Raw genomic sequence first — 21,658 nt, forward strand, 5'->3', positions numbered from 1 at the left:
CCGTGGTGCTGCCGTGGGATCAGGCCCAGGCTCCCCGGTCGGTCATGACCGACCGCAGCGTCTCCAGATGATCGGTCATGATGCCATCCACCCCCAGGTCGAGGAGAGAGTGCATCTCCTCCGAATTATTGATGGTCCATACATGCACCTGGAGGCCGCGCGCGTGCGCCTCACGGACGAACCGGCGGTCGACCACCGGGACCCCGGCCTGGCTCCGGGGCACCTGCGCGGCGACCGCGCCCGCCCGCACCGCCGCCGGGATGCCCAGGGAGCGCAGCCGCAGGCCGAGGATGCCCCGCACGCCGTACGAGGTGGCCAGCCGGGGTCCGGCCAGCCGCCGCGCCCGAGCGATCCGGCTCTCCGTGAAGGACCCCACGCAGATCCGGTCCCAGGCCCCCGTCCTGCGGATCAGGTCGATCAGCGGGACGAGTGAGGACTCGGCCTTGAGGTCGACGTTCCAGCGGGCCTCCGGGAACTCCTCCAGCAGCTCCTCGAAGAGCGGCAGCGGTTCCTTTCCCGCCACCCGCGCCTCCCGTACCGCCTCCCAGGGCAGTTCCCGGATCCGGCCCGTCGCGTCCGTGACCCGGTCGAGGGTCGCGTCGTGGAAGGCGACCAGGGCGCCGTCCGCGGTCGTGTGCACGTCGGTCTCGAAATAGCGGTATCCGGCCTCGGTGGCGCGCCGGAAGGCGGCGGTGGTGTTCTCCAGGCCGTCGGCCGTGCCGCCCCGGTGGGCGAACGGGATGGGGGACGGGTGGTCCAGGTAGGGGTGGCGTACGCGAGTCACCGCCGCAGTATGGCCTGTCCGGGTGTCGCGGTGGTGGCCGCGGTGCCGCCGGCCGTCTCCTCCGGGACGGCGAAACGCCGCAGGAAGAACTGGGCGAGCGGCCCGATGCTCAGGGCGTACAGCACCGTCCCCACGCCGACGGAGCCGCCCAGCAGGAAACCGGTGGCGACGACGGCCACCTCGATCGCCGTGCGGACCAGGCGGATCGAGCGGCCGGTGAGGCGGTGCAACCCGGTCATCAGGCCGTCGCGCGGGCCCGGGCCCAGCCGGGCGGCGATGTAGAGACCGGTGGCCACCCCGTTGAGCACGATGCCGGCCAGGAGCAGGGAGACGCGCGCGAGCGCGCCGCGCGCGTCCGGGAGAAGGGCGAGCGTCCCGTCCATGGCCAGGCCGACCACGAAGACGTTCGAGACGGTGCCCAGGCCGGGCTTCTGTCGGAGCGGGATCCACAGCAACAGGACGATCGCCCCCACCGCGATCGACACGACGCCGATCGTCAGCCCGCACCGTCCGGCGAGACCCTGGTGGAGGACGCCCCAGGGCTCCAGGCCCAGTCCGGCGCGGACCAGGAGGGCCGAACTGATCCCGTACAGCGTCAGCCCGAGGGCGAGCTGGGTGAGCCGGCGAGGCAGCCGGCGTCCGGTGAGCCGGGCGCGGAGGCCGGAGTCGGTGGACAAGAAGTGCCCCCTGTGTGGTGGTGGTGGACTGACTCATGTCACTCTGTGGCGGGGGAATGGATGTCAACCATGGCCAATTCGATGAAGGTGGACTGATTTCCATGGCTCAGTGGACCTCTGCGGTCGGTCCGGCGCAGTTGGCCCGGCAGCTCCAGGCGCAGCAGCCGCGCCCCGCCGGACCGGGCGCCCGCAAACCGCCCGCCTACCGTGCCCTGGCCGACGGAATCCGGCTGCTGGTGCTGGAGGGCCGCGTCCCGGTCGCCGCCCGGCTGCCCGCCGAACGCGAACTGGCCGGTGCGCTCACTGTCAGCCGGACGACGGTGGCCGCCGCGTACGAGGCGCTGCGTGCCGAGGGTTTCCTGGAGTCGCGGCGCGGGGCCGGCAGCTGGACCGCCGTACCGGCCGGGAACCCGCTGCCCGCGCGGGGACTCGAACCCCTGCCCCCGGAGTCGCTCGGCTCGATGATCGACCTCGGCTGCGCGGCGCTGCCCGCGCCGGAGCCGTGGCTGACCCGCAGTGTCCAGGGAGCCCTGGAGGAGCTGCCGCCGTACGCCCACACGCATGGTGACTACCCGGCCGGGCTGCCCGCGCTGCGGCAGATGCTCGCCGACCGGTACACCGAGCGCGGCATCCCCACGATGCCCGAACAGATCATGGTGACCACCGGGGCGATGGGCGCCATCGACGCCATCTGCCACCTCTTCGCGGGGCGCGGTGAGCGGATAGCCGTCGAGTCCCCCTCCTACGCCAACATCCTCCAGCTCATGCGGGAGGCCGGCGCTCGGCTCGTGCCGGTCGCCATGGCCGAGGGGCTGGCGGGCTGGGACCTGAACCGCTGGCGGCAGGTGTTGCGGGACGCCGCCCCGCGCCTGGCGTACGTCGTCGCCGACTTCCACAATCCGACCGGCGCCTTGGCCGACGACGGCCAGCGGCGTCAGTTGGTGGACGCGGCCCGCTCGGCGGGGACCGTCCTCGTGGTCGACGAGACGATGGCCGAACTGCATCTGGAGGAGGGGCTGGAGATGCCCCGGCCGGTCTGCGCCTTCGACCCCGCCGGAGCGACGGTCCTCACGGTCGGGTCGGCCAGCAAGGCGTTCTGGGCGGGCATGCGGATCGGCTGGGTGCGGGCCGCTCCCGACGTGATCCGTTCGCTGGTGGCCGCGCGGGCCTACGCGGACCTCGGCACCCCGGTACTGGAGCAGCTCGGCGTCGACTGGCTGATGCGGACCGGTGGGTGGGAGCGTGCGGTCGCCATCCGGCGCGGCCAGGCCCGGGAGAACCGGGACGCGCTGGTGGCGGCCGTGCGGCGCGAGCTTCCGGAATGGGAGTTCGACGTCCCGCGCGGCGGCCTGACCCTGTGGGTCCGTACGGGCGGCCTGTCCGGTTCGCGCCTGGCGGAGGTCGGCGAGCGGGTCGGCGTCCGGGTCCCCTCCGGGCCTCGCTTCGGCGTGGACGGAGCCTTCGAGGGATACGTCCGGCTGCCCTTCACCGTCGGCGGTCCGGTCGCCGAGGAGGCCGCCGCCCGGCTGGCGGCGGCTGCCCGGCTGGTGGAGTCGGGCGCGGTCAGCGGAATCGAACCGTCGCGGGCGTTCGTCGCCTGAGCTGAGACGGAGAGCCTGTCGGGTGACCGCCCGGTCAGAGGCCGCCCGGCAGGCTCTGAGAGCTGTCCCGTCGTCCGCGGCGGACCGGCGCGCGAGGAGCGCCGGCGGGGATTTGTGCCTCGGTGCCTCGGTGTCGTGTGACCGCCGGGGGCGAACGCGCGGGGCCCGGCGCGGACGACGGTCCGTGCCGGGCCTCCGGCGCGCTCTCACGCGGTGGCGGGCGAGACGCTCAGCCTTCCGCCGCGACCGGCGCGTGGAGCGGCGGGGGTCCGGGATCGCGGGCCGGGGCTGGTGCGACACCGGGGTCCGGTGCGGCGGCAGGCTCCGGGGCCGCGGCGGGAACGGACTCGACCGCCGGCGCCGTCGTGTTCTGCCGCTCCGGCAGGAGTTCCAGCACGGCCGACCGGTGGGATTCGCTCGTCGCGTCGTCGTACGGATCGGGGGTCGCCGGCACCTGGAGGCGCAGGACCGGGCCGGTACCGAGGCGGGCGTAGCCGCGGCCCGGCGGGACGACCGGGACGGGCGTGGTGTGCGGCTGCGCGCCGAGGACCGACGCGATCTGCCCAGGGGTGGCCGGACCGAGCACGACCCGGGCACGGGTGTGTGTCCGCACCGTCTCGTCCAGGGTGTCCAGGCAGTCGAACTGTTCGGCCACCACGACCGTGACCGCTGCGGCCCGGCCGTGCCGCAGCGGCACCTGAAGGAGGCTCTGCGGGTCGCCGCGGCCGTCGGCCGCGGCGAGGTGGCCCAGGACGCTCGGTCGGTCGAGCAGGATCCACAGGGGGCGTCGGGTGTCCTCGGGGGCCGGATGGCCCGCTTGTCGGGCCCGGTTCGCCGCGATCAGCCGTCGCTCGGTCTCGTGCGCGGCCCATTCCAGGGTGGCCAGGGCGCCCGCGAGGCCGCACTCGACGGCCAGCACGCCGTCCCGTCCGGTGAGGCAGGCGTACTCCCCGGTGCCGCTGCCCTCGACGATCAGCACGTCGCCGTGCGGCAGGGCCTGGAGTGCCAGCGAGCGGAGCAGGGAGGTGGTTCCGCTGCCGGGCTGGCCGACGACCAGCAGGTGCGGCTCGATGGAGCGGGGGCCGGTGCGCCACACGACGGGAGGCGCGTCCTGGGGCCCGTCGGCGGCGAGCACCGGCACGGTCCGCTGGACCGCGTCCGCGTCGGTGAATCCGAGGACGGTCTCGCCCGGAGCGGTCACGAAGCGCTGTGCCGCGATGGTGGTGGGCAGGGCGGGCAGCACGTTCATGACCAGCCTGTTGCCCTCCTCGTCCCAGTCGAAGAGGTACTCGCGGCCGCGCCCGGACTTGGCGTGCAGCAGATGCTCGATCCGGGCCCTGGAATCCGCCTCACCATCCGTGAAGTAGGCGGGATAGGTGATCCGCAGGCGCATCAGGCGCCCGCTCTCGTCGAAGCCGTAGTCCCCGAAGGCGCCGCTCCAGTCGCCGCCGTGGGCGAAGAGCGGGGCCGGGTCCTCGGGGACGGAGAAGTACGGCACCAGGGCCTCGTACAGGCCCTTGAGCCGCTCGGCCTCGGCGTCGTCCGGCCCGGTCCGCACGACCGGGCGCTCCCGCCCCTTCCACGCGGCGGCGCCCATCACCGAGACCAGGGCGAGCAGCGGTCCGTACGGCACCAGGGCGACGACGACGAGGCAGGCCGCGACCAGGCACAGCGTGGGACCGCGCCGTTCCTTGGGGGTCGCGGCCCATCTGGCCCGAGCGGTCGCGGCCAGCTTCCGCAGACCACGCGTGATGGTGATCAGCGGATGGAGCACATCGGTGGCGCCGTCGGCGGCCGTGCGCGCGATCTCTCGACTGCGAGCGATCTGCGCGCTGCCGCTGCTCAGAATGCGGGGGAGTGGTCGCCGGGCCACGTCGTACTCCTGGAGTCGTGGAAGGGGCTGGGGGACGTCAGAACTTGATCCCGCCCAAGAGGCTGGCGAGGCTCTGTCCGCCCGCGGTGATGCTCGGGGCGATGGCGGTGCCCGCGAGATAGAAACCGAAGAGCGCGCTGACGAGGGCGTGCGACGCCTTCATGCCGTCCTTCTTGAAGAAGAGGAAGCAGATGATGCCGAGCAGGACCACGCCTGAGATGGACAGGATCATGTCGAGTTCTCCTGGTTGAGGGGACAGTCACCATGAGTCCTTCCAGGTTCACAGCAAGTATCTATGCGACTAAAGGTGCATACAGGTGAAAGGCGGTCGATTTCACTTCACTGGCCGAGGGGGAGGACTCGTTCGAGTGGCGGAACGCGCGGAGCGCGCTATGGGCGGCCGTCCGCCGGTGCCCGCGGGACGGGCCGGGGTGGAGCGGCCTCGGGACGGGATCACCGCGGACGTGTGGGGGCGACAGGGCCCGGCAGGGGACTCCCGGGCGGCTGTGCGGCACCGCCCTCGCCCGGTGTGAGCTGCGGTGATCCTTGCCGTGGACGCGCCGGGGCATGTCGTCGAGCGGGCAGTACCCTGTCGGTTCACTCGTACGGCCGTGCTTGCCGTGCGGGGGAGGACGGCAGTGCGGCAGGGCCGCAGGACTGAACGGAAAGGCGGACACGTCCCATGAGCGAGACTCCCGACCCCGAGGTCGTCGAGCTGGCCGGCAAGGTCTTCGACCTGGCGCGATCCGGGGACTCCCAGGCCCTGGCCGCCTACGTCGACGCCGGTGTCCCCGCGAACCTCACCAACGACAAGGGCGACTCCCTCGTCATGCTCGCCGCCTACCACGGGCACGCGGACGCCGTGTCCGTCCTGCTCGGCCGGGGTGCCGACGCCGACCGTGCGAACGACCGAGGCCAGACCCCGCTCGCCGGCGCGGTCTTCAAGGGCGAGGGCGCCGTGGTGCGTGCGCTGCTCGCCGGCGGGGCAAATCCGGAAGCAGGCACTCCGTCCGCCGTGGATACTGCTCGGATGTTTGGGAAGACGGAACTCCTGGACCTGTTCGACGCCCGGTGACGTTTCGGGTGAACGGGCACTGAACCCCAGGTGGGAGCGGTGTCGTAAATGTGGTCGCGGTGGCGAAATGGCTGGGTCATCATGACGTCGGGCCCGCACGGGGCCACCGACGAGAGGCAGAGGAAGATGGAGAACACCAAGCGCAGGACGACGGGCGGCCCTCCATGTTGCTGCGCGGCCTAGGCGATCACCAGTCCCCGGTACTCCCCGGTCGTGTCGACAGCTTGATGTGAGGCGTCTTCCATGTTCGATCCAGTCATAGCGCCGAGCGGCACCCTGCTCGGGCTGCTGCAGAGGGGCCGCGGCGACGGCACCCTGCACGCGCTCGCCGCGCCACGCGCCGAGGCCCTCGCGGCCCTCAACCACTGTGTTCTCAGCGACCCCCGCCACGACTGGCAGGTCGAGAACCGCTCCCTCTACTACGCACGCCTGTACCTCGACCTGCACGGCGGGCTCGACGCGATCGAGACCCACCTCTTCGCGGCCGAGGACCGGCTCGACACCGAGGAGAACCGGACCGGCCTCGCGCTCGCCGTACTGGGTCACCTCGCGTCGTACGGGCGCCCGGACGCCCTGGCGCTGCTCCGGCGTTACGCCGCGACCGGCACCAACTGGGCCTGGGCGCTCGACGAGCTCGCCCTGCGCGACGACGACGCCGGCCTGCGCTCCCTCGCCGTCCCGGTGCTCGCCCGGTTCCCGGCCACCCCGGACGGCGAGGCGGAACTCGCCGTCGCCGTCCGCGACGCCTTCGAGCCCCGGCCGTGGCGGCTGTGGGCCGAGGACCGGCGCGACGCAGTCGGCTCCCGGGTCAGGGCCGCCCAGGAACGGGGCTCCTTCGACCGATGGCAGCGCCAGATGAGCCCCAGCGGGCCCCGGCCCGGCTGGAGCGTCCAGGCGGTCCTCGACTGGGCTCAGGAGGGCCTGGAACGCGGCACCCTCCTGCACGGGCCGGCCGCCCGCTGTCTGAACGCCGTCGCGGGACCCGACGACCGCCCCGCGATCCTCGACGCGGCCCGCGGCGGGCCGGACGGCGCACGGTGCGCCGCCCTGCACCACCTGGCCGAGGCCCGTGACCCCGCCGTCCTCGACCTCATCGAGGCCGCGGCCACCGACGGCTCCCGGACCGTGGCCGAAGCCGCCGTCTCGGCCTTCGAGCGGATGTGCGGAGCCGCCGCCGTCGACCGCGCCCGCGGCTGGGTCCACCGCCCCGACGCCCTCGGCTCCGCCGCCGCCGGCGTGCTCGCCTGCCGCGGCGACGCCGGGGACTCCGGGCTGGTGCTCGGCGCCCTGCGCGAGACCGTCCGGGCCCAGGGGCCCGACGCGCCCGCCCTCTACGCCCTCGTCGACGGCGCCGGCCGCCTCGGCATCGCCTGCGCCGCGCCCGTGCTGCGCCACGTCTACCGAGAGACCGCATCGTCCCAGCTGCGCGGCCGCACGGCCCGCGCCCTCGCGGCCACCGACCCCACCTACGCGACGGGCTTCGCCGTCGAATGCCTCTGGGACTGCGAGGAGACCACCCGCGAGGTCGCGGCGTTGCACGCCGAGACCGGCGATGTGAGGGTCGCGGAACGACTGCGCCGTCTCGCCGCCGACCCGGCCGAGGAGGCCGAGGTCCAGACGGCGGTACGCAACCGGATAGGCCCGGACCTCCAGGTCTGAGGGCCTGTCGGTCGAAGGCCACCCGACGGGCTCTGAGTCTGAGACGGGCCCCGCCAGGACGGCGCGCGGGCGAAGACGGCCCGCGCCCGGCTCCCCGGGGCGGTACGGCCGGCGGCCGGGACACCCCGCCGCCCCGGCCCCGCCCTCGGGGGCGGGGCGACGCCCATGGTGGCATCCGGGCAGAGCCCCGCCGGCCCCTGTCCCGGCCCACGGGCGCCTGGCTTCCGCCCGCACCGGCCCGCGCGCCTACCGGAGCGGCGCGGGCCCCGACACGGCCCCGGCGCGGTCCGTACCCCGGCCTGGTCGCCCCGCTCGACCGCTCCCGGGCCCCGCCCCGGTCATCCGGGCCGCGCCGTGGGGACGCGAGCCGGCAGACGACCGCCGCGCCGAGCGCGCGGGCCCGTGGCAAACGCTCATGGGACGTTTCCCGGGGGGAAAGATCCACGTTGGCAGGGACACGCCGGGCGCGACGACAACACGGGTATGCGTGTCGTCATCGTCACCGAATCCTTCCCTCCCGATGTCAACGGTGTGGCGCACTGCGCCCAGCAGACCGCGCGCCATCTCGTCCGGCGCGGCCACGAGCCGCTCGTCATCGCCCCCGCCGCGTCCGCGCGGCTCGTGAACGGCCTGGACACCGACGCCCCCTGCCCGGTAGTCCGGGTTCCCTCCCTGCCCCTTCCCGGCTACCCGCAGGTCCGTGTCGCGCTGCCCAGCCGCCGGGTCGCCGCGGCCATCGCCGAGCACCGCGCCGACCTCGTCCACCTGGCCGGCCCGTTCGTGCTCGGCGCGCGCGGTATGACTGCCGCGTCCCGGCTGGGGCTGCCCACCGTCGCCGTCTACCAGACCGACCTCGCGGGTTACGCCCGCACCTACGTGGGCGCGGGCGCGGGCACCGCCTGGCGCCGGCTGCGGGCCGTCCACGGCGCCGCCGACCGGACACTGGCGCCGTCCACCGCCGCGATGGCCGACCTGGAGGCCCACGGCATCGGCCGGGTACGACTCTGGCGCCGCGGGGTCGACACCGGTCGTTTCCGTCCCGGACTGCGCGACGAGGCCCTCCGCCGGTCCCTCGCGCCCGGCGGGGAACTCCTCGTCGGCTACGTCGGCCGGCTCGCCCCCGAGAAGAAAGTCGACCTGCTCGCCGGGGTGTGCGCGCTGCCCGGCGTGCGGGTCGTGGTCGTCGGAGACGGTCCGAGCGCGCCGGGGCTGCGGGCGGCACTGCCCGGCGCGCTCTTCCTCGGCCGTCGCACCGGCGCCGACCTCGCCCGGATCTTCGCCTCGCTGGACGTCTTCGCGCACACCGGCCCCTACGAGACCTTCTGCCAGACGGTGCAGGAGGCGATGGCCGCCGGGGTCGCCGTCGTAGCACCGGCCTCCGGGGGGCCGCTGGACCTCGTCGGCCACGGGCGGACCGGACTCCTCGTACCGCCGGGCGACACGGCCGCCCTGACGGACGCCGTCGCCTCCCTCCACGCCGCACCGGAGCTGCGCGCCGCCTACGCCAGGGCGGGCAGGGCCGCCGTCGAGGGCCGGACCTGGGAGGCCGTCGGCGACCAGCTGATCGGACACTACGAGGAGATCCTGCGCGAGCGCGTGGAGGTGGCGGCGTGAACGGCCGTGGAGCGCGGGCCCTGAGGGACCCGGCGGACCCTCCTCACCCGGCACACCCGCCACACCCGGAAGCCCTCACGGACCGGGACGTTCCGTACCCGGACCCCCACCCGCGCACGGCCCCCGCGCACGCGGAGGGGCCCACCGTCCGCTCCGCAGCGCCCGCCCGGCCGCCGCGGATCGTCCGGCCCGCCAACGTCGTCACGCCCGCCTCGTGCGGACTGCGCACCGCCCTGGACCGGCTCGGCCGCGGCTACCTCGAAGCCGGACACGAGCCCGTGCTCGTCGTCCCCGGCGACGTGGCGAGCGACCAGGACACCGAACAGGGCCGGATCATCACCCTCCCCGGCCTCCTCCCCGCGCCGGCCGTCCCGCCCCTGCGCTTCGCCGTGCTCGGCGACTCCCTCTCCGAGGGGGTCGGGGACGCGGTCGACGGCGCCTGGCGCGGCTGGGCCGCCCTCCTGGCCGAGGGACTCGTGGGCGACGGGCGGACCGTCGACCTCAGGAACCTCGCCGTCAGCGGGGCGCGGAGCGAGGACGTCGAGGAACGACAGGCCCCCGAGGCCCTGGCCTTCCGGCCCGACCTCGCCTCCGTCGTCGTGGGCGTCAACGACACCCTGCGCCGCACCTTCGACATCGGGCGGTACGCCCGGCGCCTGGACCGGGTCTGCCACGACCTCGCCGGGCTCGGCACCGTCCTCCTCACCGCCTGCCTGCCCGACCCCGGCCGGATGCTCGGACTGCCCGCCCCGCTCGCCCGCCCCCTCGCCCGGCGGCAGCGAGCCGTCAACACCCTCGTGCACGCCCTCTCCGCCCGTCACGACGCCGTCCACCTGCACCTCGCGGGCGACACCTGGACCGACGACCGGTCCCTGTGGAGCGCCGACCGGCTGCACCCCGGCGAGCGCGGCCACCGGGCGATCGCGGCCCGGTTCCACGCCCTCCTCGCCGCACGCGGCCTCGCCCACGGCACTCCGCCGTCCCCCGAGCCCTGCCAACCCCCTCCCACGCGGGCGGACACCGTGCGCTGGCTCGCCACCGCCGGCACCGGCTGGGTCGCCCGCCGCTGCCGCGACCTGCTGCCCCAGCTGCTGTACCTGGCCGCGGCCGAGACCCGGCACTGGGCGGACGGCACCGTCGCCCGACTCGACCGGCGCGCCGAGCACGCGCTCGCCGCCGCGCTCGCCGCGGTGGCCCTGGACGTCCCGGTGGCCACAATGGGGGAATGAGCGGGCGCTGGGAATTCTGGATCGACCGGGGCGGCACCTTCACCGACATCGTGGCCCGACGCCCCGACGGCCGGCTCGTCACCCGCAAACTCCTCTCCCACGACCCCGCACGCCCCCACGACGCCGCCGTCGCCGGGATCCGGCTCCTCCTCGGACTCGGCCCGGACGAGCCCGTGCCCGCCGAGCGGATCGACGTCGTGAGGATGGGCACGACCGTCGCCACGAACGCCCTCCTGGAGCGGCGCGGCGAACCGACCGTCCTCCTCGTCACCGAAGGCTTCCGGGACGCCCTGCGCATCGCCTACCAGAACCGCCCCCGGCTCTTCGACCGGCACATCGTGCTCCCGGAAGCCGTCTACGGGAGGGTCATCGAGGTCCCCGAGCGGGTCGACGCCCACGGACGCCTGGTGCGACCACTCGACGAGGACGCCGTGGCTGCGGAACTCGGCGCCGCCCACCGCCTCGGCTACCGCTCCGCCGCCGTCGTCCTCCTGCACGGCTACCGCCACCCCGCCCACGAGGCCCGCGTCGCCGCTCTCGCCCGAGCGGCCGGCTTCACCCAGGTCAGCCGCTCCCACGAAGTCAGCCCGCTCATCAGATTGGTACCGCGCGGGGACACCACCGTCGTCGACGCCTACCTCTCCCCGATCCTGCGTCGCTACGTCGACGAGGTGGCCCAGGAACTCGCCGGAGTCCGGCTGATGTTCATGCAGTCCAACGGAGGGCTCAGGGAGGCCGCCCACTTCCGCGGCAAGGACGCCGTCCTGTCCGGCCCGGCCGGCGGCGTCGTGGGCATGGCCCGCACCTCGCACCAGGCGGGCTTCGACCGGGTCATCGGCTTCGACATGGGCGGTACCTCCACCGACGTGTCGCACTACGCGGGCGCGTTCGAACGCGAACTCGGCACCGAGGTCGCCGGGGTGCGGATGAGCGCCCCGATGATGAACATCCACACCGTCGCGGCGGGCGGCGGCTCCGTCCTCCACTACGACGGCCGGCGCTACCGCGTCGGCCCCGACTCCGCCGGCGCCGTCCCGGGCCCCGCCTGCTACCGCCGCGGCGGCCCGCTGACCGTCACCGACGCCAACGTGATGCTCGGCCGTGTCCAGCCCGCCCACTTCCCGGCCGTGTTCGGCCCCGCCGGCGACGAACCCCTGGACACCGACGTCGTGCGGGAACGCTTCACCGCGCTCGCCGCGCGGGTCGGCGGGGACCGCACCCCCGAGGAGGTCGCCGCGGGCTTCCTGCGGATCGCCGTCCTCAACATGGCCAACGCCGTCAAGAGGATCTCCGTCGAACGCGGCCACGACGTCACCCGCTACGCCCTCACCAGCTTCGGCGGCGCCGGAGGCCAGCACGCCTGCGCGGTCGCCGACGCCCTGGGCATCGACACCGTCCTCGTCCCGCCGCTGTCCGGTGTCCTGTCGGCCTACGGCATGGGCCTCGCCGACGCCACCGCTCTGCGCGAGCAGTCGGTCGAGGCCCGGCTCGACGCCCCGGACACCCCCGCGCGCGTCGCGGCGCTCCACGACGAGCTCGCCCGACGGACCCGGCAGGAGCTGCGCGCGGACGGCCTCGCGGACGCGGCCGTCACCACCCGGGCGCGCGTGCTGCTGCGCTACGCGGGCACCGACGCGAGCCTCCCGGTCGATCTCGCGTCCGCCGAGGAGATGGCGGACGCGTTCACCGCCGCCCACCGCGCCCGCTACGCCTTCACCATGGACAAGCCGCTCGTCGTGGAGACGGTGTGGGTCGAGGCCGTCGGACGCGCGGGCCGCCATGCCCCGCTCGCCGCCGGCCGGGACACCCGGGAGCACACGCCGGAGCCCCGGGCGACAGTACGGATGTACGGCGACGGCGGGCCCGCCGACGCCCCGCTCCACCGACGCGGGGACCTGCGCCCCGGCGACACCGTCGACGGACCCGCGATCCTCGCGGAGGCCGGTGCCACCACCGTCGTCGACCGGGACTGGCGGGCGACGGCCGGCGAGGACGGCCGCCTCGTCCTCACCCGTGCCGCGCCCCGGCCGGAGCGCGCCGCCGTCGGCACCGACGTCGACCCCGTCCTGCTGGAGGTCTTCCACAACCTCTTCATGGCGATCGCCGAGCAGATGGGCGTCCGCCTGCGGAACACCGCCCACTCCGTCAACATCAAGGAACGGCTCGACTTCTCCTGCGCCCTCTTCGACACCGAGGGCAACCTCATCGCCAACGCCCCGCACATCCCCGTCCACCTCGGTTCGATGGGTGAGTCCATCAAGGAGGTGCTGCGCCGACGCGGCGACTCCCTGCGCCCGGGGGACGCCTACGCGGTCAACGACCCCTATCACGGGGGCACCCACCTGCCCGACGTCACCGTGGTGACACCGGTCTTCGACGACGCGGGGACGGAACTCCGCTTCCTCGTCGCCTCGCGCGGCCATCACGCCGAGATCGGCGGCATCACCCCCGGCTCCATGCCCGCCTTCAGCCGCACCGTGCACGAGGAGGGCGTGCTCTTCGACGACTGGCTGCTGGTGCGGGACGGCCGGCTGCGGGAGGAGGAGACCCGCGCCCTGCTCACCGGCGCGCCGTACCCCTCCCGCGACCCGGACACCAACCTCGCCGACCTGCGCGCCCAGGTCGCCGCGAACGAGAAGGGCATCGAGGAACTGCGGGCCATGGTCGCCGAGTTCGGGATCGATGTCGTCCACGCCTACATGCGGCACGTGCGGGCCAACGCGGAGGAGTCCGTACGCCGGATCATCGCCGGGCTGCGGGACGGCGCCTACCGTTACGAGACGGACGGCGGGGCCGTGATCCGGGTGGCCGTCCGTGTCGACCGCGAACGGCGTTCCGCCGTCGTCGACTTCGCGGGGACCTCCCCGCAGCAGCCCGGCAACACCAACGCGCCCACCTCCGTGGTCACGGCCGCAGTGCTCTACGTCTTCCGGACCCTCGTCGACGAGGACATCCCGCTCAACAGCGGCTGCCTGGAGCCCCTCGACGTCCGCGTGCCGCCCGGGTCCATGCTCGCCCCCGTCCACCCCGCAGCGACCGTCGCGGGCAACGTGGAGACCTCCCAGGCCGTCACCGGCGCGCTCTACGCCGCTCTGGGGGTCCAGGCGGAGGGCTCGGGCACCATGAACAACGTGACCTTCGGCAACGCCCGTGTCCAGTACTACGAGACGGTCGCGAGCGGCTCGGGTGCGGGTGACGGCTTCGACGGCACCGACGCCGTCCAGACCCACATGACCAACTCCCGGCTGACCGACCCCGAGATCCTGGAGTGGCGCCACCCGGTCCGGGTGGACGCCTTCGCCGTACGCGGGGGCAGCGGCGGTCGCGGCCGGTGGCGGGGCGGCGACGGCGTCGAACGCCGGCTCCGCTTCCTGGAGCCGATGACGGTGACCCTGCTCACCGGCCACCGCCGGGTACCCCCCTACGGGATGGCCGGCGGCGCCCCGGGAGCTCTCGGCGAGAACCGCGTGGAGCGTGCCGACGGCACCGTCGACCTCCTGGGCGGCGCCGACACGACCGAGGTCGGCCCGGACGACGTTCTCGTCCTGCGGACCCCGGGCGGAGGCGGATACGGAACACCCGACGCCGACGCCGACGCCGGGGCACCCGGCTCCCCCCGTGCGCCGGAAGCCGGCGACCCTGGGACGGACGCCCCGGACACGGACGGGCGGGGACGCGGCGAGCCCCGCTCCGGTGGTGTCGGCGGTGGGTGCGCTCCGGCCGTTTCGTAAGTCCGCGAGGGCGTTACGGAGCGGAAGACTCCGCACGGGCGCCCGGCCCCTGTCCACGGCGCGGGCGTCCTTCCGGACCGTCCGGCGCACCGCCCGTCAGGCCGGCCGGACCCGGAAGCGGCGTCACCGTCCGCCGACGCACTCCGGACGCCCGTCCGTCGCGCTTCCCCCGCCGCCCCGTCCGTCGTCGTCGCGGCCGTTGTCGTGGTCGTCGCCGTCGGGGGCACCGGAGGTACCGGGACGCAGCGCGAAGGCGCACCACACCGCCGCCGCTGTCAGGGCGGCGGCGGCCATCGCGAACAGGAGGAGCCACTCCGGCCGCAGGCCCAGGCAGAGCCGGGTGCCCAGCAGGGTGAGGGCCACCGCGATCCGGCCCGGGGCGTAGAGCGCGACCCGGGCGGCCGTGCCCCGGAGCGTCGTCGCCACCGCCAGACCGACCCCGGTCCAGAGGAGCAGGTACGGCCAGACCGGTCCCGGAGCGGCGGACGGCAGCCCGTACCACTCGGGGCCGAAGCGGAAGAGGGCGCTCGCCCATCCCGCGCCCACCCCGCCCAGGGCGGCGCCCGTCACCCACACCACGTGTCGCCACAGTGGGCCGCGGCGCACGTTCTCGTCGTGGTCGGGTACGGATTGGGGCACGGAGCGGCCCGGGAACGCGGTCATGCGGGGGAAGACGCGGCGTGGTCCGGGCACGTTGCCCCGGCCTCGCCGCTTCCGTGGAGCGAGGCCCGGCGTACCCGGGAACGAGGCGGCGGCGGGGGCGGCGGCGTCAGCGGGCCCGTCGGACCGGTACGAACCGCACCGTCGTCCCGGGGACCGCCTGGGCCGCGGCGGCGAGGTCCCGTTCCCGGACCACGGCCACCACCGGATAGCCGCCCGTCGTCGGGTGGTCGGCGAGGAAGACCACCGGCCGGCCGTCCGGCGGGACCTGGACCGCCCCCAGGACCATGCCCTCGCTGGGTAGTTCGCCCACCACCGCCCGCCGCAGGGGCGGGCCCTCGGTCCGCAGCCCGATGCGGTTGCTCGCGGGAGAGACCCGGTAGGTGCCCGTGGCGAGGGCGCGCAGCGACTCCCGGGTGAACCAGCCGTCGCGCGGTCCGAGCCGGACTCTCAGGACGAGCTCGCGCGGCGGGCCCGGCCACGGCGGTGTGTCGGCTGCCGGTCCCCGCGCCGCCGTCTCCCCGCCCAGGGGCAGCGTGACCCCGTCCGCGAGCGGTTCCGGGCCGATGCCCGACAGCAGGTCGGTGGAGCGGCTGCCGAGCACCGGTTCGACGGCGATCCCGCCGCCGACCGCCACGTACGAGCGGAGCCCGCGCACGGCCGCGCCGACGTCCAGGACCGCGCCGGAGCCGATGCGCACCGCGGTCCCCCAGGCGGCCGGCCGGCCGTCGACGGTGACCGGGCACGGTGCCCCGCCCACCGCGACCGTGACCGGACGCCGGGTCCGCACCGCGCATCCGTCGACGGTGCTCTCCAGGACCGCGGCGCCCTCCGGGTTGCCGACCAGCCGGTTCACCAGGCGCGCCGCCGCCGGGTCCAGCGCGCCCGAGCGGGGCACGCCCAGGTGGGCGTACCCGGCGCGGCCCAGGTCCTGCACGGTCGTCAGCGCACCGGCCCGTTCGACCTCGAGCGCGTGATCGGTCATCGGCCCACCGCCGTGAACCGCACCCTGGTGCCCGGCGCGAGGAGGGCGGCGGGCTCACGCGCGGCGTCCCACAGCAACGCGTCGGTCGTGCCGATCAGCTGCCAGCCGCCGGGAGACACACGCGGGTACACCCCGGTGTAGGGGCCCGCGAGAGCGACCGACCCCGCGGGCACGGAGGTACGGGGCGTGGCCCGCCGGGGCACCTCGTGCTCCGGTCCGAGCCCGGTGAGGTAGCCGAACCCGGGCGCGAAGCCGCAGAAGGCGACCCGGAACGCGGCGCGCGAGTGGATCCGCACGGCGGCCTCCACGGACACCCCCCACAGGGCGGCGACCTCCGCGAGGTCGGGGCCGCCGTAGCGGACCCGTACCTCGATCGCCCGTGCCGCCCGCGCGGGAAGCGCCGGAACCACCCACTCCCGGACCTGTCCCGCCAGCAGCTCGGGGGCCTCGACCCCGTCGAGCAGCACCGTCCGCGCCGCCGGCACGATCTCCCGCAGGGCGGGCAGCGTGCCGGACTCCCGGCGGCGCAGCACCTCGGCGTGGAACGCCTCCGTCTCCGGGCCGCTCGCCAGCTCCACGAGCAGGGCCCGCTCGCCCACCCGGAACACTTCGCGGGCCGTCACGCGAACGCCTCCACCCGGACGCCGGCCGCTTCCAGCCGAGCCCTGACCCGCCGGGCCAGTCCGACGGCATCCGGGGTGTCGCCGTGCAGGCACAGGGAGCGCGCCCGCACGGCGACCGGCCGACCGCAGTGCGAGGTGACGGTCCCGAAGCGCGCCAGCGACTCCGCACGCTCCACCACGCGCGCCGGATCGGTGACGACGGCCCCCTCCCGGCCACGGGGGAGCAGGGTGCCCTCCGCCGTGTACGCCCGGTCGCCGAACGCCTCGGGGACGACGGGTAGCCCGGCCTCCGCGGCGGCGGCGTGCAGCAGCGAACCGGGCAGCCCGAGGACCGGCAGCCGGGCGTCGCCGCCGGCCAGCGCCACTCCCGCCGCGACCGCGTGTGCCTGCTCCCCGTCGTGGACCACCCGGTGGTAGAGCGCACCGTGCGGCTTGACGTAGGAGACCCGGGATCCGGCCGCGCGGGCGAAGACCTCCAGGGCGCCGATCTGGTACGCCACCTCGGCCGCCAGTTCGTCCGCCGGTACCTCCATCGCGCGCCGGCCGAAGCCCGCCAGGTCGCGGTAGGACACCTGGGCCCCGATCCGCACCCCGCGGGCCGCGGCCAGTTCGCAGACGCGTCGCATGGTGGCCGCGTCCCCGGCGTGGAACCCGCAGGCCACGTTGGCGCTGGTGACCACGGAGAGGAGCTGCTCGTCGTCGGTGAGCGTCCAGCGGCCGAAGCCCTCGCCGAGGTCGGCGTTGAGGTCCATCGAGGCCCGGGTCATGGGGCGGTTCCCTTCTTCGCCCGGCGGCGCGCCGCCGGCGCCCGTGTCGTGGGCCGCCGGGCGGTCGGGGTGCGGGTCGTCGTCGTGGTGTGGGGGCGCGGATCCGTAGGGGAGAGGTGCGGTGCCACCGTGCCCTCCCGGCGTCCGGGGCGCGGAGGTGTCCGTCCCGGTCCCCCCGCCGAGGCCCCGTGTGCTCCCGGACGACGGGATGAAGCGCGTGTGGGGTGCCGTCAACCTAGAGGATTGTTCAACGATCCGACAAGATGCGTGTTGTCCCGTCCCCGATTCTGCGATTGACTCGGCCGTGGACTACGGAGGGAACGGGCACCGTGCGTGGGATCGACGAACTGGCGGACGACCGCGCGCAGCTGGGGCGTACGAGTACGGCTGAGCGGGTGGCGGACGTCCTGCGCGCCCGGATCGCCGAGGGCCTCCTCCCGCCGGGCACACGCCTGTCCGAGGACCGCGTCGGAGGAGCCCTCGGCGTGTCCCGCAACACGCTCCGTGAGGCGTTCCGCCTGCTCACCCACGAGCGCCTGCTCGTCCACGAACTCAACCGCGGCGTCTTCGTCCGGGTACTCGCCGTCGAGGACGTCACCGACCTCCACCGCACCCGCCGGCTCGTCGAATGCGCCGTCGTGCGCGGTCTGGGGGCGCCGCCGTTCCCCCTGGACGGCCTCGTCGGGGCCGTACGTGAGGGGGAGCGGGCGGCCCGGGTGGGCGACTGGCGGGGAGTGTCCACCGCCAATATCCACTTCCACCGGCAACTCGTCGCCCTCGCGGGCAGCACGCGCACGGACGAACTGATGCGGGGCGTGCTCGCGGAGCTCCGCCTCGCCCTGCACACGGTGGCGGAACCGCGCGCGCTGCACGAACCCTTCCTCGCGCGCAACCAGGAGATCCTCGACGCCCTGCTCGCGGGCGACCGCGTGACGGCGGAGCGCCTCCTGGGGAGGTACCTCGACGACTCCCACCGCCGGATTCTGGAGGTGCACGCCGCCTCGGCGAACGAACCACCGGAGCGGACCGGGGACTGACCCGGACCGGGACTCCGGGCACCGGGCGTCCGCACGCGCCTCCGCACGCTTCCGGGCGTGCGCGGGGGCCTTGAGGCCCGACGGCCCGCCCGGTCCCCGGTGCCGCCCGGACACCCGCACTCCCCGACGTGTGCCGGACACCCGCCGGGAAGCCCGGCACCCCCCGCTCCCGGGGGCGCATCTGCGTCGTTTCGACCGTTGTCCGCGTGAGGACCTAATCTGTGCACCGTGACTTCGCCTGCCTCGACGGACCTCGTTCCGCCCCAGCTCAGCGCGGGGCCGCGGCCCGCTCCGGGCCCGGCCGCCGACGAAGGGCTCGCGCGGCGCCTGCGCGCGCTCGCGTGCACCGCGCCGCTGCACGACCTGGACACGCGCAAGGCGAACCTGGCCGGCGAGTACTCGGTCTACGCGATGGCCGAGGTAGCCCTCGCCGCCATCGATCTCGTCACCCTCAACATGGACTTCGACACCGGCGCCGACCACGAGCAGATCGTGGCCCGGCTGCTGCCCAGGGTCGCCGCGCAGGCCCCCGGCCGCGCCGCAGCGGAGCACGAGCGGGTCGCACGCTGGGTGCTGGAGAACCTGATCAACGTCGGCAGCGTCGACCGGGGCTTCCGGGCCGTCTACGGCACCTTCGGCGCCGACGGCCGCTACGTCCGCCGCGACTACGACTTCAAGCTGGTCGAGGAGGTCCCCGGCTACGGCGGCAACGTCTACCTGCGGACCACCGACGAAGCCGTCAACGTCCTCGTCGGCGCCCTCGACACCGACGTCACCAGCGCTCAGATCGCCGCCGAGGTGAAGCTGGAGGTCCTCATCAGCCGGGGCCGGCTCGCCGACGCCCAGCTCGCCGCCGAACAGGCCCGGTACCGCACCGTGCAGTACGCCGAGACCCTCCGCAAGACCTTGGAGGCGACCCGGCGCAACGTCCGGGCCGTCGACTGGCTCAACACCGTCCCCGACATGATCGCCGAGGCCCTGGACCACGTCGCCGACCGGTACCGCCACGAGAACGCGATCCTGACGAACATCCGCAAGGCGCGCGACGAGACGGAGGACCAGGAGCACAAGCGCCGTGCCGCCGAACTCGTCGACATCGTCAAGGACTGCATCCGGCGGCACACCCAGCTCCAGTCCCGCCTCCTGGAGGCCGGGCCGCTGTTCCGTGCCGAGCAGGACCGGCAGGCATTCGCCGCGCCGACCTCCTTCACCGGGATCGACCTGTACGGGCAGCTCGTCGCCCCGCTCCTACCCCTTCCCGTCGAGCGGGCGACCAGGGTCACCGACGCCTTCTTCGCCCGCGGCACCGGCCTGCGGACCCCCGTGTCGGTCCGTGTCACCGACCTGGTGGACATGCTGCTCACGCCACCGGTGGAACGAGAGCACCTCGGCGCGGAGATGCCCGAGCCCGACCTGATCGCCACCCCCGACGACAGCCGGTTCAGCGAGGAGCAGCTCAGCCACGCGATGCGGCTGCTGGACCTGGAGCACGACGCCCCGCGCCGCCTCTCCGGCCTGCTCGCGGACGCCCGCCGGATCGACCCGGACCTTCCGTACCTGGTCGCGCTGCTCGCCGTGCACGCCGCGAGCCCGCCGGTCGGCACGGCCTACCGCCAGGGCGAGGAACGGCTGCTGTTCGCGGTCGACGACGGCGCACAGCTCGACGACCCGGAGTTCGGAGGCGCCGACCTCATCGTGGGAACGGCCCTCCTCGACGCCGCGGGCATGGCCGCGGACCGCACGGAGGCATCATGACCACGCGGCATCCCGCACCCGAGCGGACCGTCACCCGCCCCGGGGACCAGCCGGAGCCCGTCCTCGCCGCGCCGCCTTCCGGTACGGACGCGGCCGACGGCGGGGACGCGAGCCGTCCGGCGGCGCTGCGCGGCGCCCCGGACGCGATGGCGGACGAGGCTCCGGCCCGCGGTGCCGTGTCGGCCCCGCCGGCGCCGGAGGAGGCGGGCGAGCTCCCGACGTCCCCGGCGGCACCGGAGCGTCCCGCGCCCCACGGCCCGGTCGGGACGCCCCGCCGTGCCGTGCCCTCCGGCGAGGCCGACACCTCGGGCGGGCCCGTGCCCCGCGGCGAGGACATGACGCCCGGTGAGACCGGGTCTCCCGGTCCGGGCCCGCGACGGACCGCCGCCGTCGGCGCCGTCCCGATCCCCGCCCCGGCCGTCAAGAGCCCCGCCCCCTTCGTGCGGGCCGTCCGGCTCGCGCCCCCCGTGCCCGGCGCCGCCCGAGCCGGCGCGGACCGGCGGGCGCCGGTGAGCGTCAGACCCGTCCGGCTGCCCCTGACCCGTCCCGCCGACGCCCCCGGCACCCGCCCCGGAGTCGGTGCCGCACCCCTGCCGGCCCCGGTGCCCGCCTCCGTCCCGGGACCCGCGCCCGAACCCACCGCACCACCGACCGTCCGTACCGAGGAGCCCCAGCCGTGAGCGAACACCACGCCGAGCACACCGACGCGTGGAGCGAGCCGGAGGCACCCCGGGCCCCCGCCGGGACCGGCGGGGTCACACCAGCGGACGCCGCCGACGCCGCCCGGCTCGTCTCCTTCGGACTCCAGCCCAAGCTGCTGCCCGCCCGCGACGCCGAGTACGCCGAACTCCTCCGGCGCTACCGCGAGGACCCCGCCTTCGCCCGCCTCGCCGACGCCGTGGCCACCGGACTCGGTCTCGTGGTCCTGGAGGTCTCCCCACGCGCCGGCATGGCCGTCACCGCCGGCGAGGACTCCGTCTTCGCCGTCCGCATGGGCGACTACGCCCGCCGTGCCTCCACCGACTCCTCCGACCGCTTCCTGCACGGCCTCGCCCACCTCGCCGTCGCCGCCATGGCCTTCCCCCGCCCCGAGGACCTCGCCGACGACGGCTACATCGGCCGCCTCACCGTCAACGGCGTCGACGCCTTCGTACGCCAGGCATGCCGCCGCCTCGAAGAGCGCGCGGAGCTCCACGGCGACAACACCGACCCCGCCTCCGACGCACCCGGCCTGGAGGCCGCCTGGCGCGTCTACTCCCGCCGCAGTGCCACCGGCGCGACCAAGGACGCCCGCCGACTCGCCGGTTCCACCACCGGCATCGTCGGCAAGGCCGTCGCCTTCCTCACCGACTCCGGCTTCCTCCAGCGCACCGGCGACGACGCGGGCGGCGCCTACCGGACCACCGCCCGCTACCAGCTCCAGGTCCGCGACATGGCCGGCGGCGCGGCCATGGCCGAACTCCTCGAACTCGGTGTCGTCCCCGTCAGCGACGGCTCCGCGACCCTGCTGCCGCCGCCCGCGGACGACGACGCGGAACTGGCCGCCGACGCCGGACTGCCCTTCCACGCGTAGCCCCCACCCAGACCA

At 75.1% G+C, this 21,658-nt stretch carries 18 protein-coding genes; 10 read left to right on the forward strand and 8 right to left on the reverse strand.

Going from position 1 to position 21,658, the window contains the following annotated elements:
* Positions 1-19: 19 nt before the first annotated feature.
* Both OG393_RS28125 and yczE read right to left on the reverse strand, forming a co-directional pair.
* Positions 20-784 carry a glycerophosphodiester phosphodiesterase family protein gene (locus tag OG393_RS28125; protein WP_327377482.1) on the reverse strand — a complete coding sequence of 255 codons (765 nt, stop codon included), beginning with the start codon at positions 782-784 and terminating at the stop codon, positions 20-22.
* Entirely contained in the window at positions 781-1,461 is a 681-nt protein-coding gene (gene yczE / locus OG393_RS28130) for a membrane protein YczE (protein ID WP_327377483.1), read from the reverse strand. Before yczE ends, OG393_RS28125 begins: the two co-directional genes overlap by 4 nt.
* Positions 1,462-1,562: 101 nt before the next feature.
* Here yczE and OG393_RS28135 point away from each other — a divergent pair, with 101 nt between their 5' ends.
* Positions 1,563-3,062 carry an SCO1417 family MocR-like transcription factor gene (locus OG393_RS28135; protein WP_327377484.1) on the forward strand — a complete coding sequence of 500 codons (1,500 nt, stop codon included), beginning with the start codon at positions 1,563-1,565 and terminating at the stop codon, positions 3,060-3,062.
* A 229-nt stretch (positions 3,063-3,291) separates the two neighbouring features.
* Here OG393_RS28135 and OG393_RS28140 read toward each other — a convergent pair whose 3' ends face one another.
* Positions 3,292-4,935 carry a hypothetical protein gene (locus OG393_RS28140; protein ID WP_327377485.1) on the reverse strand — a complete coding sequence of 548 codons (1,644 nt, stop codon included), beginning with the start codon at positions 4,933-4,935 and terminating at the stop codon, positions 3,292-3,294.
* Between the two features lie 37 nt (positions 4,936-4,972).
* Positions 4,973-5,167: a hypothetical protein gene (locus tag OG393_RS28145; protein WP_046907412.1), complete on the reverse strand. Its 195-nt coding sequence runs from the start codon at positions 5,165-5,167 to the stop codon at positions 4,973-4,975.
* A 450-nt stretch (positions 5,168-5,617) separates the two neighbouring features.
* Between OG393_RS28145 and OG393_RS28150 the strand changes: the two genes are divergently transcribed.
* The 5 genes from OG393_RS28150 (at position 5,618) to OG393_RS28170 (ending at position 14,243) form a co-directional block, all read left to right on the forward strand.
* Positions 5,618-6,010: an ankyrin repeat domain-containing protein gene (locus tag OG393_RS28150; RefSeq protein ID WP_327377486.1), complete on the forward strand. Its 393-nt coding sequence runs from the start codon at positions 5,618-5,620 to the stop codon at positions 6,008-6,010.
* 243 nt (positions 6,011-6,253) lie between these two features.
* Positions 6,254-7,669, forward strand: a complete 1,416-nt coding sequence (locus OG393_RS28155; protein WP_327377487.1) for a HEAT repeat domain-containing protein — start codon at positions 6,254-6,256, stop codon at positions 7,667-7,669.
* A gap of 483 nt (positions 7,670-8,152) precedes the next feature.
* Positions 8,153-9,283, forward strand: a complete 1,131-nt coding sequence (locus OG393_RS28160) for a glycosyltransferase family 4 protein (protein ID WP_327377488.1) — start codon at positions 8,153-8,155, stop codon at positions 9,281-9,283.
* Positions 9,280-10,512: an SGNH/GDSL hydrolase family protein gene (locus tag OG393_RS28165; RefSeq protein ID WP_327377489.1), complete on the forward strand. Its 1,233-nt coding sequence runs from the start codon at positions 9,280-9,282 to the stop codon at positions 10,510-10,512. The genes OG393_RS28160 and OG393_RS28165 overlap by 4 nt, the downstream gene beginning before the upstream one ends.
* Complete coding sequence (locus tag OG393_RS28170) at positions 10,509-14,243, forward strand: hydantoinase B/oxoprolinase family protein (protein WP_327377490.1); 3,735 nt, start codon at positions 10,509-10,511, stop codon at positions 14,241-14,243. The genes OG393_RS28165 and OG393_RS28170 overlap by 4 nt, the downstream gene beginning before the upstream one ends.
* Positions 14,244-14,366: 123 nt before the next feature.
* Here the strand turns inward: OG393_RS28170 and OG393_RS28175 are convergent, their stop codons facing one another.
* From OG393_RS28175 to OG393_RS28190, 4 genes are all read right to left on the reverse strand, one after another.
* Complete coding sequence (locus tag OG393_RS28175; protein WP_327377491.1) at positions 14,367-14,906, reverse strand: hypothetical protein; 540 nt, start codon at positions 14,904-14,906, stop codon at positions 14,367-14,369.
* A 106-nt stretch (positions 14,907-15,012) separates the two neighbouring features.
* Complete coding sequence (locus OG393_RS28180) at positions 15,013-15,888, reverse strand: biotin-dependent carboxyltransferase family protein (RefSeq protein WP_327377492.1); 876 nt, start codon at positions 15,886-15,888, stop codon at positions 15,013-15,015.
* On the reverse strand, positions 15,885-16,511 hold the full coding sequence (locus OG393_RS28185) for a 5-oxoprolinase subunit B family protein (protein WP_327377493.1): 627 nt from the start codon (positions 16,509-16,511) through the stop codon (positions 15,885-15,887). The genes OG393_RS28180 and OG393_RS28185 overlap by 4 nt, the downstream gene beginning before the upstream one ends.
* Positions 16,508-17,278 (reverse strand): LamB/YcsF family protein, encoded by a 771-nt coding sequence (locus OG393_RS28190; protein WP_327377494.1) that lies wholly within the window; start codon positions 17,276-17,278, stop codon positions 16,508-16,510. The genes OG393_RS28185 and OG393_RS28190 overlap by 4 nt, the downstream gene beginning before the upstream one ends.
* 287 nt (positions 17,279-17,565) lie before the next feature.
* On the opposite strand from OG393_RS28190, the gene OG393_RS28195 reads away from it, so the two are divergent.
* From OG393_RS28195 to OG393_RS28210, 4 genes are all read left to right on the forward strand, one after another.
* Positions 17,566-18,315, forward strand: coding sequence for a GntR family transcriptional regulator (locus OG393_RS28195; protein WP_327378577.1), 750 nt, complete (start codon positions 17,566-17,568; stop codon positions 18,313-18,315).
* Between the two features lie 228 nt (positions 18,316-18,543).
* A complete protein-coding gene (locus tag OG393_RS28200) occupies positions 18,544-20,070 on the forward strand; it encodes a hypothetical protein (protein ID WP_327377495.1) in 1,527 nt (508 codons plus the stop codon).
* Positions 20,067-20,750 (forward strand): hypothetical protein, encoded by a 684-nt coding sequence (locus OG393_RS28205; protein WP_327377496.1) that lies wholly within the window; start codon positions 20,067-20,069, stop codon positions 20,748-20,750. Before OG393_RS28200 ends, OG393_RS28205 begins: the two co-directional genes overlap by 4 nt.
* The gene (locus OG393_RS28210; protein ID WP_327377497.1) at positions 20,747-21,643 is read left to right on the forward strand and encodes a hypothetical protein; all 897 of its coding nucleotides are present in this window, start codon (positions 20,747-20,749) and stop codon (positions 21,641-21,643) included. The genes OG393_RS28205 and OG393_RS28210 overlap by 4 nt, the downstream gene beginning before the upstream one ends.
* Positions 21,644-21,658: the final 15 nt, after the last annotated feature.

This window comes from Streptomyces sp. NBC_01216 (genome assembly GCF_035994945.1).
Classification (GTDB): domain Bacteria; phylum Actinomycetota; class Actinomycetes; order Streptomycetales; family Streptomycetaceae; genus Streptomyces.

Bases quoted from the DNA above. Each gene is read 5' to 3' on its own strand.
- OG393_RS28135 (WP_327377484.1), top strand. From the start codon at position 1,563: ATGGCTCAGTGGACCTCTGCGGTCGGTCCGGCGCAGTTGGCCCGGCAG.
- OG393_RS28145 (WP_046907412.1), bottom strand. From the start codon at position 5,167: ATGATCCTGTCCATCTCAGGCGTGGTCCTGCTCGGCATCATCTGCTTC.
- OG393_RS28150 (WP_327377486.1), top strand. From the start codon at position 5,618: ATGAGCGAGACTCCCGACCCCGAGGTCGTCGAGCTGGCCGGCAAGGTC.
- OG393_RS28155 (WP_327377487.1), top strand. From the start codon at position 6,254: ATGTTCGATCCAGTCATAGCGCCGAGCGGCACCCTGCTCGGGCTGCTG.
- OG393_RS28160 (WP_327377488.1), top strand. From the start codon at position 8,153: ATGCGTGTCGTCATCGTCACCGAATCCTTCCCTCCCGATGTCAACGGT.
- OG393_RS28170 (WP_327377490.1), top strand. From the start codon at position 10,509: ATGAGCGGGCGCTGGGAATTCTGGATCGACCGGGGCGGCACCTTCACC.
- OG393_RS28175 (WP_327377491.1), bottom strand. From the start codon at position 14,906: ATGACCGCGTTCCCGGGCCGCTCCGTGCCCCAATCCGTACCCGACCAC.
- OG393_RS28180 (WP_327377492.1), bottom strand. From the start codon at position 15,888: ATGACCGATCACGCGCTCGAGGTCGAACGGGCCGGTGCGCTGACGACC.
- OG393_RS28190 (WP_327377494.1), bottom strand. From the start codon at position 17,278: ATGACCCGGGCCTCGATGGACCTCAACGCCGACCTCGGCGAGGGCTTC.
- OG393_RS28205 (WP_327377496.1), top strand. From the start codon at position 20,067: ATGACCACGCGGCATCCCGCACCCGAGCGGACCGTCACCCGCCCCGGG.